8 protein-coding genes are annotated in these 13,377 nt (G+C 44.7%); 4 read left to right on the forward strand and 4 right to left on the reverse strand.

Annotated features, from left to right (window positions below):
- Nucleotides 1-650 precede the first annotated feature (650 nt).
- The 3 genes from AB4589_RS00960 to AB4589_RS00970 all read right to left on the reverse strand — a co-directional run bounded on the left by AB4589_RS00960 (nt 651) and on the right by AB4589_RS00970 (nt 6,476).
- Entirely contained in the window at nt 651-4,040 is a 3,390-nt protein-coding gene (locus AB4589_RS00960; protein ID WP_135384167.1) for a response regulator, read from the reverse strand.
- 217 nt (nt 4,041-4,257) lie between these two features.
- Nucleotides 4,258-5,280 (reverse strand): 16S rRNA (guanine(1207)-N(2))-methyltransferase RsmC, encoded by a 1,023-nt coding sequence (gene rsmC, locus AB4589_RS00965; RefSeq protein ID WP_371709517.1) that lies wholly within the window; start codon nt 5,278-5,280, stop codon nt 4,258-4,260.
- A gap of 110 nt (nt 5,281-5,390) precedes the next feature.
- Entirely contained in the window at nt 5,391-6,476 is a 1,086-nt protein-coding gene (locus AB4589_RS00970; protein ID WP_372099107.1) for an AI-2E family transporter, read from the reverse strand.
- Nucleotides 6,477-6,552: 76 nt separating this feature from the next.
- On the opposite strand from AB4589_RS00970, the gene AB4589_RS00975 reads away from it, so the two are divergent.
- On the forward strand, nt 6,553-6,678 hold the full coding sequence (locus tag AB4589_RS00975) for a hypothetical protein (protein ID WP_009847557.1): 126 nt from the start codon (nt 6,553-6,555) through the stop codon (nt 6,676-6,678).
- A gap of 141 nt (nt 6,679-6,819) precedes the next feature.
- Here the strand turns inward: AB4589_RS00975 and hemL are convergent, their stop codons facing one another.
- Nucleotides 6,820-8,115 carry a glutamate-1-semialdehyde 2,1-aminomutase gene (gene hemL, locus AB4589_RS00980; protein ID WP_372099108.1) on the reverse strand — a complete coding sequence of 432 codons (1,296 nt, stop codon included), beginning with the start codon at nt 8,113-8,115 and terminating at the stop codon, nt 6,820-6,822.
- Nucleotides 8,116-8,411: 296 nt separating this feature from the next.
- Between hemL and erpA the strand changes: the two genes are divergently transcribed.
- The 3 genes from erpA to AB4589_RS00995 all read left to right on the forward strand — a co-directional run bounded on the left by erpA (nt 8,412) and on the right by AB4589_RS00995 (nt 13,316).
- Nucleotides 8,412-8,753 carry an iron-sulfur cluster insertion protein ErpA gene (gene erpA, locus AB4589_RS00985; RefSeq protein ID WP_004734539.1) on the forward strand — a complete coding sequence of 114 codons (342 nt, stop codon included), beginning with the start codon at nt 8,412-8,414 and terminating at the stop codon, nt 8,751-8,753.
- 338 nt (nt 8,754-9,091) lie between these two features.
- Nucleotides 9,092-10,216 carry an efflux RND transporter periplasmic adaptor subunit gene (locus tag AB4589_RS00990; protein ID WP_372099109.1) on the forward strand — a complete coding sequence of 375 codons (1,125 nt, stop codon included), beginning with the start codon at nt 9,092-9,094 and terminating at the stop codon, nt 10,214-10,216.
- Nucleotides 10,217-10,226: 10 nt separating this feature from the next.
- Nucleotides 10,227-13,316 carry an efflux RND transporter permease subunit gene (locus AB4589_RS00995; protein ID WP_372099110.1) on the forward strand — a complete coding sequence of 1,030 codons (3,090 nt, stop codon included), beginning with the start codon at nt 10,227-10,229 and terminating at the stop codon, nt 13,314-13,316.
- The last annotated feature ends 61 nt before the right edge of the window (nt 13,317-13,377 follow it).

The following is a 13,377-nucleotide window of genomic DNA, read 5'->3' on the forward strand; positions in this document are numbered from 1 at the left end:
TTAGTTAGTAGATACACACTCTAGTTAAAGGCCTACCTCTTCTTCGTTGCTCCAGATTCATCTTTGATTCTGAGAAGTGGTAAGAGTGGCCTGTAGGCCTTTGGCAGGAGTAAGAAAACACCTTATCGATGAATTAATCAAACTCGTTTCCCGTCAAAAACGTTAAAAACACACAGCACCACGTCATTAACGTCAAAATAGCTTGCTTTGGTGGTTTTTTGTGCGCAATTGTTAAGGTGATGTGACTCGCATTTGGTTTTGTGGTGGCGGCCTATTGTAAGTGGGCACTAACCTTTTTGGCTTTTAATTATAGGGGCTTATCTTGCTGTGGTGTAATTGTAGATCTCGGTCACTTACCTATTTTACGTTAAATTTTTCTAGAAAATTAAATCTGCCGTTCTGTTGTGACTCGCTTCTCAAACTGCAACAAAGAGCCGGAGGAATGTGAAATTCAGCCAAGAATAAGGCTCAAAATAGTAACTGAACTGGTGATTGTTTAAGATTGAGCAACGTGTCATTTTGCTTGTTTAATGCCGTAAAAGAAGTGTGTTTGAATCGACGTCATTGTCCTTTGGTCGCGTATGATATTCACAAAAAAGCCCACGCTAGGTGGGCTTCATTATTTACAATAGCTTGAGCTTACTTCAGAGCTAACTGGTCAGTAGTTTTTGTAGCTTATCCCTTAGTGTCTCAATATGAGTTCTTTCAGGTGTCTGTTCTTTACAGTGCTCAAGTATAAACTCGATAGAGCTCAGTACCGTTCGCCAGCGAGGCGTTTTCGGTAGAGTTTCTACACGTAGATATTTGTCTAGCGTTCTAGTTTGCAGGGTACTGCGGTCTAGGTAGACACGCCACAAGCCACTCTTCTCTGCGAAGGCAAACTTGGTTTCCCCTGTAACAGACTCCCAGTAGATGATGGCATTAGTCATGACATCGACCAGCACTTCACGCATCAGTTCTTGTTTGTTTTTACCTTCACCGGTTGCTTTATCTGCAAGGCGAGTAAATTCACCGCCAAGTTCTTTCAGTTGTTGAAGTTTATCTTTGTCACCCTCAAAGGCGTAGCTTGAAAGTGCCTCAACCGCCGTTTCAAGGTTATTGACTCGGTTTGAGTTAACCCCACCACCAACATTAAAGATATACATGGTGTCGAGCCCTGAGCCTTCAGGTAGCTTAAGGATATCACTTGGTATGCGCTGACGAGTGTCGTCTATATAGATGTCAATATCACCACAGTAGTGAGCTTGTTCCACCTTAAGGTATTTAGGCGCAATGATCTCATCGGCCATAGAGCGTTTAAGCTGCTCTTGCCCGCGCCTAAATAGTTTTGCTGCAGCTTCGTTGGCAAATCGAATTCGTTGGTCATCACGAATACAGATGATGGCCTCAGGGGCTGATTCTAGCTGCTCTAGCAAGCGCCCTTGAGTTTCTAGCAGGTTCGCTTCAACCATGGCTCTGTGTTTAAGCTCCAGTTGCAACTGATCATTCTCAAGACGCCTTTGCTCAGCTTTACTTGCTGATAAGTGAGCCGTAATTCGCGCCGCCAGCTCTTGTTTGTTGAACGGTTTAGACAAGTAATCGTTGGCACCAGCTTCAAAGCCACGAACACGGTCTTCTGCTTGATTAAGAGCTGTGAGCATGATGATTGGCAACTGTGCATGATCGTATTGCTTACGCAGTGCTTCACACACCTGATAGCCACTCATACCTGGCATCATAATATCGAGAAGAAGTAACTCTGGCTTCTCTTTCTCAATCAGTTCAATGGTTTCTGGGCCGTCACATGCGGTGCGCACTCGATAACCTTCCAATTTCAAGAAACTGTCTAGCACGCGTAAGTTTACTGGTTCATCGTCGGCGATAACCAGTAACGGACCGTCTGGATCTTCACTGATAACACTATTTTCTTGTTGGCTGTTATCAATTAAATCTGGCGCTTGGAAGTGCGAATAGCTTCCTGAATCACTGTAGTTATCCAATTCTTCTTGGGTGGCTAAAGGCAGGGTAAAGCTGAACGTCGTGCCAAGCATTGGTTGGCTACTTACGTACAGTGAACCGCCCATCAGTTCAATCAGTTGACGACTTATGGACAACCCAAGCCCTGCACCTTGGCGATAGTTACTTGAGTCTTGTCCTGCTTGAATCAGTGGTTCAAAGATGTGTTCTAAGTATTCAGCAGGTATGCCTTGGCCTGTATCAACAACTTGTACACGAATGTTCTCGTCGATAACGCTTGCTGAGATAACAATTTTACCTTCTGATGTGTACTTGATGGCATTGCCGACCAAGTTATACATCACTTGTTCTAATCGTTGAGGATCGGACGAAACCAACCCTAAGTCACTGGGTACTTGGTTAATAATTCGGATTGGCTTATTGCCCAACAGATGATGAGACAATTCTAGTACCAAGCTGGTAGCAGCAGATAAATCAACAGCAGATTTATTTATGTCTAAACTGCCGTAGCGCATTTTGTGGTAATCAAGTAGATCATCGACCAGTGTTGCCAATCTCTGGCCACTATTGATGATGATATCCAACTGGTACTTCTGGTTGGCAGGAATAGGACCGTTTGCACCAGATATTAGCGCTTCAGCGATACCTACCATGCCATGTAATGGCGTTCTCAATTCGTGTGATGTTGTTGCTAAGAATTCATCTTTAAGTTTGTTGGCCAGTTGCAACTCTTCATTTTGTTTTTGAATGGTCTTAAGGTTATCCTCAAGCTCATCATTTTGGCTCTTAATGAGCAGCATCTTTTCACGAATCGAACGTTGCATTCTTTCGAAGCTTACCGCGAGGCGGCCTATCTCATCTTTTCGTTCGGTATTAATCATGGTTTCATCAAGGTCACCCGCAGAGACTTTCTCTGCTGCCCATGTGAGCTTGAGTAACGGTGATGTGATGAAGTTAGACAGATAATGGGATGCGACAAATACAAGAATAATCGCCGTCAACATCACGATCACAAAGATCTTTTCTAACTGATGAATACGGGCAAACGCTTCTTTCTCTGGAAGCTCGACGACCAGTGCCCAAGTCGCATATTTGAGCTCAATTGGAGTATATGCAGCGATGATCGCTTGATCCTGAGCGTTGTCGAAGGTGCCAACGGCCGTTTCTCCTGCCAGAGCTTTATCAACAACATCTAAACTCAGATTAATCGACTCTTGTGAATGGGCAAGGCTACGTGGCAGATGATCATCGCCGACAAGCAAGGTTTGAATATTCGAACTCTTGTTGAGATCGGCAATAAGCTTAGTAATACCATTGATGGGTAGTCTAAACATGGCGTAACTGTGTAGGTAGCCCTGTTGAACGATAGGTGCGCCTAACCATGCGGTCTGTTTACCATTTTCGTCTTTAAAGTCAGAAACGATAACCGGCGTGTAGTCTTCGTTGGATTTGCGTTTGTCTTTTACGTCCTTTTCCAGGCGTTGAAAGGTTTTGCCGAGGTTTGCATCTTTGTACTTACCTGTCAGCAAGTTGGTGCCGTAGTCATCGCGCTTAAAAACTGAATAAGCGATGTTGCCGTTAATGTCGACCAATAAAATGTCGTCAAAATCAGAACGCTTAAGCAGCTCCAAATAAGAGTTGTGGTAGCGCTTGTGAAGTAGACGATAGCGCTCGCTGCCAATAAAGCTGCTGGATTCAGGGAGAATCGATGTTTTGATTTGATCGCCCGATCCTTGAATGTAGCGTTGCTGCGCATTAGCGCGTGCTTCGTCAATGTCTAAGCCGAGGCGTTGGAATGCATTGATCAAACCATAGAATCGTCCGCCACTGGCATTGGCAAGCTCTGAGCGAACAAAACCCATCACTTGGGATTCTTGAGCTTGTAGGTAATCGACAATTTGCTGCTGTTTAGTATCACGGACGGAAACAAGGTGCGAAGTACTTTGTTCCTGAAGATCCTGACTGTGCGATTGGAGGAAAAATATCGCGATAAGTGTTACTGGGGTAATACTAAGGACAAGAAATGCCAGCATTAGGGTATTTTGAAGGCGCTTAAACTTCTGCTTACGATAGAATCTAAACATAAATTGGGTACTACTTTCCTTTGATGTACTGCTTGAAAGGGATGAAAACAAGTACAGAGAATAGAATTAACGGGTTCCAATTTAACGAAATTAACGAGTTTTTTTACTTTGACAAGTAAGTGGTATTTAAAGCGTGTGCAAAAGCTCATTTTTATGGGCTTTTGATAGAAATATGAACAGACAGCGCAGATATTGACCCTGCGCTGTGTTAGATAGGCTATTTACTTGCGTGATAGATCGCGAATTTGGTGGTCTTATTTAGAGTCGCGCATTTTCCAAAAGCTTGCTCAATAATTGGAATGTATTTTAAAAAACTGTTCGCAACAATAATCATCTCACCAGAACGCTTCATGTGGTTAGGAGCCTGAGCAAGTAAGGTTTCAGTCGCACTGTAGCTTGTATCCAAACCAGAATGGAATGGTGGATTACTGATGATGAATTGGTAATCTATTGATGTGTCAGAGTAGACATCCGAGGCGAAGACATTACCTGTTAAACCATTCGCTTCTAGCGTTGCTTGGCTAGACGCCACGGCAAATGCACTGATGTCGCACATTTCCAGTTCTATATCAGGGTGACGAGATGCCATTACTGCGCCCAATACGCCTGCACCACAACCGAAATCCAGTACTTTACCTTTTAGTTTTGGCAGGGTATCAAGTAATAGTTGGCTACCTACATCAAATTGACCATGACTGAAGACGCCTGGAAGACTTTTCACGGTTAGTGATTGTTCACCAATGTTAACCGTGTAGGTTTTAAACCACTCTTGCAGGTTGAAGGCTGGTGGTTGCTCGAAGCATTGACCCCAGTAGAAAGAACAACGACGTGCTGAATCGTATTTCACGACTTTGCCGTAAGGAGTGAACATCTTCTCGATACTTTTAACACCAGAACGATTTTCGCCAACTACGACAATCTCGGTATCTTTACCTAGCTTGGCAAATAACATCGCCAGCAGAAATTCCGCTTCCGCTTTGGCCTTTGGCCAGTACAGCATCACTAAGTCGGCTTTGGTCTCTTCGGTAAACTCCGCACCATAAAAACGTTGAATGGTGTTGCAGCCTTCTAATTGACGGTAGTAGCTGTAATTAGAAGTAAACACGGTGACTGATTCACAATGTTTCGCTAATTCAACAGGGAATAAGTCTTCAGCCTCACCGGCAACTAAAACATGTTTGCCTTCAAAGTAGGCAAGTTGGCGCTCAGCAATTTGGCTTGGGGCAATATAAGCTGACATAGGACACTCTATTGAATCGTTAGCAAAAAATGAGGGCGGATTTTCGCATAATCCGCCCAAAGCTTGAAGTGTTTAATACGGGTTCGGCAACCAAGTTGCTGAACAGTTGATTAACTCTTGTCTTGCTGGTTTAAAAAGTCTTTAAACTCTTCATCGTAAATATTGAAAAGAACGATAGTAATAGCGAAGATCAGTGGGCCGTAGATAAGACCAATGAGGCCAAACAGTTGAATACCACCCAACAGTGAGAAGAAGATCATTAGCGTATTCATGCCTGCACTGCCTTGCATCAGCAGCGGGCGCAGTAGGTTGTCAATTGAGCCAACAATCGCGACACAGTAAACCGTTAGGAAAATTGCCCACGTGGTATCACCGGTTAGGAATAAGTAGGTTGCGGCTGGGATCCAGATTAGAGCGGTACCGACCACTGGGATGAAAGAGGCAAAGCCCATCATAGTGCCCCAGAACAACCCAGGGAAACCAGCAATCCACATACCTAAACCACCCGCAAAACCTTGCGCTATTGCGGTTAAGAATGAGCCCATAACGGCAGACTTAGAAACTTGCTCAATCTCAGTTAGGAGCTTGTCTTCTTGGCTACGAGATAGCGGAAGAATATGACGAACCACACTGATGATTTTGTCGTGATCTCTTAATAAGAAGAACAGAACAAACAGCATCAAGAAGAAATCCATTAAGAAGTTGGTCGCATCACCAAGGATTTTCGCACTGATACCAACCAGTTTAGAACCAAAACTTGTCGCGAATTCTCCGACTTTCTGTGCGATGGCTTGGGGCTCAATGTTGTCGAAGGGCAGGTAGTCATTTACAAACGACAGCGCTTTGACCACGAGTGGGTGTGCAAACAAAGTCTGAATACCGCCGTGTGTCACCCATTGGTAGGTGTTCTGAGAGAACAGAGAGCCTTGCTGCACGATGGCTGCAAATACTGCCAATAAAGGGATAACAATAATGAAAGTCAGGATCACACAAGAAAGTAGAGAGACTACGTTCTCTTTATTCGGTATCTTCTTTTCAAGCCATTCGTGAATTGGAAACATCAGCAACGAGATGATGAATGCCATTACTATGGAATTTACATAAGGCTCGATAAGCAAGTAACAAGCATAAGCCGCCGCAAGCAGGGCAACGATGATCACCCAGTGGCTGGTATTGATTTTGAGTTTTTCTGACACGTTAATGGTCTCTATATTTGCGTTCTGAGTTTATAATGGCTGCAAAACAGAGAGTTAGCAATGAGGAGTTTTGATAATGGGATGCTGTAATAAAGATAAGAAATGCCAAGACGAAGAACAGCAAATAAAAAAAGAGATCCCTTGGTTCAGAATGTTCCTAGGTACGCTGATGTTGTTGGTTTTTCTTTTCTGGGAACGTTAGACGTTTTTAGTTCAGTTTTGGCCTTAATCGAAGGGTAAATAATCTGTCATATTTGTGGTTAACGAGCGTGATGTATTAAAAAGGGCTGCATCTAATGCAGCCCTAAATTCAATCGGTTAGCGACTTATAAAGTGCTTTCGATTATTTGCTTTCAGCAGCAATGATCGCAAGAGAGCGGTCAGCAGCTTCTAGTGTGGCATCCAGTTCTTTTGAACCATGAGCAAGAGAAGTAAAGCTTGCTTCGAATGCTGAAGGTGCAAGGTAAACACCGTGATCTAACATTAGATGGAAGAAGCGCTTGAAGCGTTCTACATCACACTTAGTTACATCTTCGTAGCACGTTACCGTTTCTTGGTCTGTGAAGAAGAAACCAAACATACCGCCAACTTGGTGAACTAGCATAGGGATGCCGTGCTTGTCAGCAAGTTGCTTGAAGCCATTTGCCAACTGCTTAGTTTTAGACGCTAGACGCTTTTCGTTGCCTTCTTCTCTTAGAAGATTCAAACATGCGTAGCCAGCAGCCATTGCAACAGGGTTACCTGAAAGCGTACCTGCTTGGTAAACAGGCCCCGTTGGTGCGATGTATTGCATCACGTCTTTACGACCACCAAAAGCACCCACTGGCATGCCGCCGCCAATCACTTTACCAAGACACGTTAAGTCTGGCTTGATGTTGTAGTAAGCCTGAGCACAACCTTCAGCAACGCGGAAACCTGTCATTACTTCATCAAAGATTAGCAATGCACCTTCTTGATCACAGATCTCACGTAGACCTTCGTGGAAGCCTTCTATTGGTGGGATACAGTTCATGTTGCCCGCGACAGGCTCAACGATGATACACGCGATCTCACCTTTGTTTGCTGCGAAGATTTCACGTACTGAATCTAGATTATTGAACGTTGCAGTTAGCGTTAGTTTCGCAAAATCAGCCGGTACGCCTGGAGAGCTTGGTTGACCTAAAGTCAGTGCGCCAGAACCTGCTTTTACAAGTAGGCTGTCTGCGTGACCGTGGTAACAACCTTCAAACTTAAGGATTTTGTCACGACCAGTAAAGCCACGAGCGAGACGAATCGCACTCATTGTTGCTTCTGTACCTGAGCTCACCATACGCAGCTGTTCCATTGATGGAACCATCTCAGATACAAGTTCAGCCATCTTGATTTCAGTTTCGGTTGGAGCACCAAAGCTAAGGCCGCGTTGAGCTGCTGCAATAACAGCGTCACGAATAACAACGTGGTTGTGACCAAGGATCATTGGACCCCAAGAGCCAACGTAATCGATATATGCTTTACCATCAGCATCAAAAATAAGTGGGCCATCAGCGCGTTCAACGAAGATAGGAGAACCACCTACGCCATTGAATGCACGAACTGGAGAGTTTACGCCACCAGGAATAGTTTGCTGTGCTTTTTCGTACAGCTCTGCTGATTTGGTCATTGATATATCCTCTTTTGACTGTCGGACCAATTGGCACGCATTGTACCTATCCGGAATCCAACTAGGAATGCCTTCGCTGATATAATCACCCGAATCTGGTTGTTTTGTGTGGTTACGCGTTTTAATTGTCAGATATTAGCGAGTTTACAGCAGTAAAAGGAACGATCCTGTGGTGAATACTTGAACGTTTCAGTCAGGTATTAGATAATCACCAGAATATAAGAAAATACTCAACAACTATGGTCTCGATTTAGATTTGTATCATGTTGTTTTTGACACAGGTAAGAGAGGTTGTCGTGAGCGAAGTAAATATCCCATTGTCCTTTTCTGATGCAGCAGCTACCCGCGTACAAACGCTAATTGCTGAAGAAGAAAACCCAGAGCTAAAACTGCGTGTATACATTACAGGCGGCGGTTGTAGTGGCTTCCAGTACGGCTTCACATTTGATGAAAAAGTAAATGATGGCGACACTACCATTGTAAATAGCGGTGTGACGCTGGTTGTTGACCCAATGAGCCTACAGTACTTAATGGGCGGCATGGTTGATTACACTGAAGGCCTAGAAGGCGCACGTTTCTTTGTGAACAACCCGAACGCGACAACAACATGTGGTTGTGGCGCATCATTTAGCGTTTAGCGTGCACTGAAAGGTAGCTTGAACGGAAAGCTACATTAGAAATATTTTAAACGCCGAGCCAATGCTCGGTGTTTTTGTTTGTAAAAAATACACCATACAAAACAGACAGTAAGTCGACTTATTCTAGGCATGTACGCCAAGGTTATTTTGGGTGATTATGCTTAAGCTCCACTTTATTCATTTGCTTTATAGTAAACGCCATATTTTTTAAACTGTCGATAGCGTCCAACTTCGTTGGGTGTGGGTCTGTTAAAGTTACCTCTGTGCATCAGGATGTTGCATATGACGGTGTTAAGCTAATTAGCGCGCCTTAATCACATCGGACAAAAGGATTTGCTATGCCCACTCTATTTTCTAACTCTCCATTTTTTCAGAAACTGAAGCAGCCGTGGTTGGTTTCTCTGGTTCTAGTTGTACTGTTGTCGATTTGGCTTGGTTTAGGAGTGGGGCAAGCGAAAGAGTCGCCAGCAAAAAAAGCGACAGAAATTCCGTTGGCTAAGGTTTCCTTTCAAACATTCACTTCATCCCCCACCTTTAAAGCCATAGATCTTTATGGTCGCACAGCACCCGATAGGCATGCTCGATTGGGAGCGGAAGTTGCGGGCAAGATTGTTAGGTTGAACGTTGTAAAAGGCGATGCGGTTAAAGCAGGGCAGGCCATTGCTCAGATAGATAAAGGTGACTTAGAGATTCAGCTAGAGCGAGCTTCGGCTTTATATCGATTGAAGCAGAAAGAATTTCAGGCGGCGCAGTCGCTGAAAAAAAGAGGCCTGCAAGGCGAGATAGCCTACACCACAGCTGAGGCTTCGTTAACTGAAGCGAAGGCTATGAAGCGTAATGCTGAACTGGTTCTAAAAAATACAGTCATCACATCGCCTTTCTCCGGTGTGGTTCAAGACTTGATGGTTGAGCTTGGAGATTTCGTAGGCGTCGGCGATCCGGTTGCTGGCGTGATTGATCTTGACCCTTTGGTTATTGAGGCCGATGTCAGTGAGCGTCATATCCAGCATTTGTTAGTCAATCAATCTGCTTTGGTTCGTCTGTTAGGGCGAGAAGAAGCGGAAGGTCGTTTACGTTATGTTTCACGAATCTCTTCTGCTTCCACTAATACCTTCCCAATAGAGATTGAAATCGATAACTCCAAAGGCCTGTTACCTGCCGGTGTCAGTGCTGAAGTAACACTCAACCTAGAAACAAGTGATGCTATCAAGATAACACCTGCGATGCTGGCACTGGATGAGGTCGGTAATCTTGGGGTCAAAACTTTGGTTTCAGCCGATGACTCACCAACCGTGAAATTTATAGGTATTCAGCTAGTAAAGGCAGAACAAGATGGAGTTTGGCTCACAGGGTTAGGTCAGCGAGTTGATATTATAACTGTAGGCCAAGGGTTTGTGCGTGATGGTGATTCGGTGATTGCTGTTGAGCAAGGTGTTGAACTCTCTAACGTAACTGCAGAGTAGGAGATAACCGATGTATTCAATTATTGATGCAGCCTTGTCTCGCGCTCGAACAATGCTCTCTCTTTTGGCACTCATATTGGTCGCAGGTGTTGTTACCTATATCACGATCCCCAAAGAATCGAGCCCCGACATTACCATCCCGATTATCTACGTTTCTGTTGGGCACCAAGGTATTTCGCCAACCGATGCAGAACGCTTATTGGTTAGACCGATAGAACAAGAGCTGAGGTCGATTGAAGGCGTAAAAGAGATGACCGCAACCGCAGCAGAAGGCCACGCCTCAGTTGTGTTGGAGTTTAATGTTGGCGTTGATCTCACCAAAGCGATGGCTGATGTGCGTGATGCTGTCGATTTAGCCAAACCAAAATTACCAGAAGACAGTGATGAGCCGACCGTGAATGAGGTGACGCTCGCGTCTGAGCAGCCAGTGTTGTCAGTTGTTCTGTTTGGTACCGTTCCTGAGCGCACCATAGTGCAAATTGCTCGAGAGCTTGGGGATAAGCTCGAAAGCTATCGCCAAATTCTAGAGGTCGATATTGCAGGCGATCGCGATGACATTGTTGAGATCATTGTCGATCCGCTGTTGATGGAGAGCTACAGCCTAGATCAAGCGGATATCTATAACTTGATCGCTTTAAATAACCGAGTGGTTGCGGCAGGTTTTGTAGATACGGGTTATGGGCGTTTCTCTGTCAAAGTTCCTTCGGTGTTTAACTCTCTAAAAGACGTGCTTGAGCTACCAATTAAAGTGGATGGTAAACAGGTTGTAACCTTTGGTGATGTGGCCACGGTTCGTCGAGCGTTTCGAGATCCTGAAAGCTTTGCCCGTTTAGATGGTAAATCTGCGGTGGTCTTGGATATCAAGAAGCGTGCGGGTGAAAATATCATCGAAACCGTAGAGTTAGTTAAAGCGGTTATGGCTGGTGCTCAACAACAAGCGGAATGGCCCAATAACTTATTGGTTAAATACACCTGGGATGAATCTAAAGATGTGAAGATCATGCTCAACGATCTTCAAAACAATATCTTGTCCGCCATCATTTTAGTGGTGATCGTTATCATCGCCATTCTTGGTGTTCGAACCGCGTTATTGGTTGGAATTTCAATACCTGGATCATTCCTCACGGGATTGTTGGTGTTGTCTGTGTTTGGTCTAACCGTCAACATTGTGGTTCTGTTCTCTTTGATCATGGCCGTTGGTATGTTGGTCGACGGCGCGATTGTTGTTACCGAGTTTGCCGATAGGCGAATGCAAGAAGGTGAAGGTAGAAAAGAAGCTTACCGAGACGCAGCGAAACGGATGGCATGGCCGATAACCGCATCGACAGCGACAACCTTAGCTGCATTTGCTCCGTTACTGTTTTGGCCGGATGTGACAGGCGAATTCATGAAGTTTCTGCCACTAACACTGATTGCAACGCTAACCGCTTCATTGATTATGGCGTTGTTGTTTGTACCTGTATTAGGTGGCTTGATTGGCAAACCTCAATACGTATCGCCCAAGAGCCAAGCTCGAATGGTGGCACTGCATAATGGTGATTTTTCACAAGCAACGGGCTTAACCAAGGCGTATTACCACACGCTTTCGATTGCGATTAAGCATCCCTTTAAGATTCTGTTCAGTGCGATATTGCTCGCGGTTGCAGTTGGTTTTACTTACTCCAAAGCGGGCCTAAGTGCAGAGTTCTTCCCTGAGGTTGATCCACCATTCTTTAATGTCAAAGTTCGCTCACATGGTGATCTTTCTATTCAAGAAAAAGATGACATCATGCGCGATATTGAGCAAATGATGCTTAATCATGATGAGTTCGATACTGTTTACACACGCACGGGGGGGGACGACCAGATTGGCTTGATCTCGATTACTCCTGTTGATTGGCAATATCGTCGTAGTGTTAAAGCGATTATTGATGAATTAAAGGTGCAAACCGATCAATACGCTGGTGTTGAGATTGAATATAAGTTTCCAGATGCAGGGCCTCCGGTTGAAAATGATTTAGTGATTGAGCTGTCAGCAACAACACCAGAACAGCTGAATCAGGCTGCAAAAATTGTAAGAAACTGGGCGGATGGTAATCAAGCTCTGACTAACATCAGTGATACAGCAAGCAAAGATGGCATTGAGTGGAAAGTGGATATTCGCCGAGACGATGCCGCACGCTTTTCCGCTGATGCGACCTTGGTGGGTAATACCGTTCAATTCGTTACCAATGGTCTCAAGATTGGTGATTACCTGCCTGATGACTCATCAGAAGAGGTCGATATCTTGGTGCGTTACCCTAATGATAAAAGAGATATCGGACGCTTTGACCAGTTGAGAGTCAAAACACCTGCTGGCTTGGTGCCGATCACCAACTTTGCTCAGATTGTTCCCGACCACAAGCAAGATACGATTAAACGCCTCGATGGTAAGCGCGTAGTGAACATCATGGCGGATATGGAAGAGGGCTATAACCTTGCCCTCGAACTGCCAAAGATTGAGCAAGCGTTAAGTGAATTGGGGCTACCTAGTAGCGTAGAATTTCGTATCCGTGGTCAAAATGAAGAGCAAGAAAACTCTTCTGCCTTCTTACAAAGTGCATTCATGGTTGCACTGGCGGTAATGGCGTTGATTTTGATTACTCAGTTTAATAGTTTCTATCAAGCATTCCTGATTCTGAGTGCGGTGCTGTTCTCTACGGTTGGTGTGTTTGTTGGTCTGCTTATCTTCCAACGTCCGTTTGGTATCGTGATGTCCGGTATTGGGGTGATTGCACTGGCAGGTATAGTCGTGAACAACAATATCGTGCTGATTGATACCTATAATCAACTAATCAAAAGAGGCTTAGATAAGCGCGACGCAATTCTAAGAACTGGTGTCCAGCGTTTAAGGCCAGTGATGCTGACGACCGTGACTACGATCTTAGGCTTGATGCCGATGGTATTAGAGATGAACATTGACCTGATTAACCAAAAAATAGAGTTTGGCGCGCCGAGTACCCAATGGTGGTCGCAACTCGCTACGGCGATTGCGGGAGGGTTGGCATTTGCAACGGTACTAACCTTGGTGCTGACGCCTTGTCTATTAATGCTAGGGCGAGATAAGAAGCCTGAAAAATAGTAGATACAGTGGTTCGATGAACATAAAAAAGAGCGCCTTGGTGGTAATGCCGTTCACTTAA

The sequence above is a fragment of the Vibrio sp. 10N.222.49.A3 genome (assembly GCF_041475145.1).
In the GTDB taxonomy this organism is placed as follows: Bacteria; Pseudomonadota; Gammaproteobacteria; order Enterobacterales; family Vibrionaceae; genus Vibrio; species Vibrio tasmaniensis_A.

Excerpts from the sequence above, each read along its gene's own strand:
- AB4589_RS00960 (WP_135384167.1), bottom strand. The coding sequence starts at position 4,040 with ATGTTTAGATTCTATCGTAAGCAGAAGTTTAAGCGCCTTCAAAATACC.
- rsmC (WP_371709517.1), bottom strand. The coding sequence starts at position 5,280 with ATGTCAGCTTATATTGCCCCAAGCCAAATTGCTGAGCGCCAACTTGCC.
- AB4589_RS00975 (WP_009847557.1), top strand. The coding sequence starts at position 6,553 with ATGGGATGCTGTAATAAAGATAAGAAATGCCAAGACGAAGAACAGCAA.
- hemL (WP_372099108.1), bottom strand. The coding sequence starts at position 8,115 with ATGACCAAATCAGCAGAGCTGTACGAAAAAGCACAGCAAACTATTCCT.
- AB4589_RS00990 (WP_372099109.1), top strand. The coding sequence starts at position 9,092 with ATGCCCACTCTATTTTCTAACTCTCCATTTTTTCAGAAACTGAAGCAG.
- AB4589_RS00995 (WP_372099110.1), top strand. The coding sequence starts at position 10,227 with ATGTATTCAATTATTGATGCAGCCTTGTCTCGCGCTCGAACAATGCTC.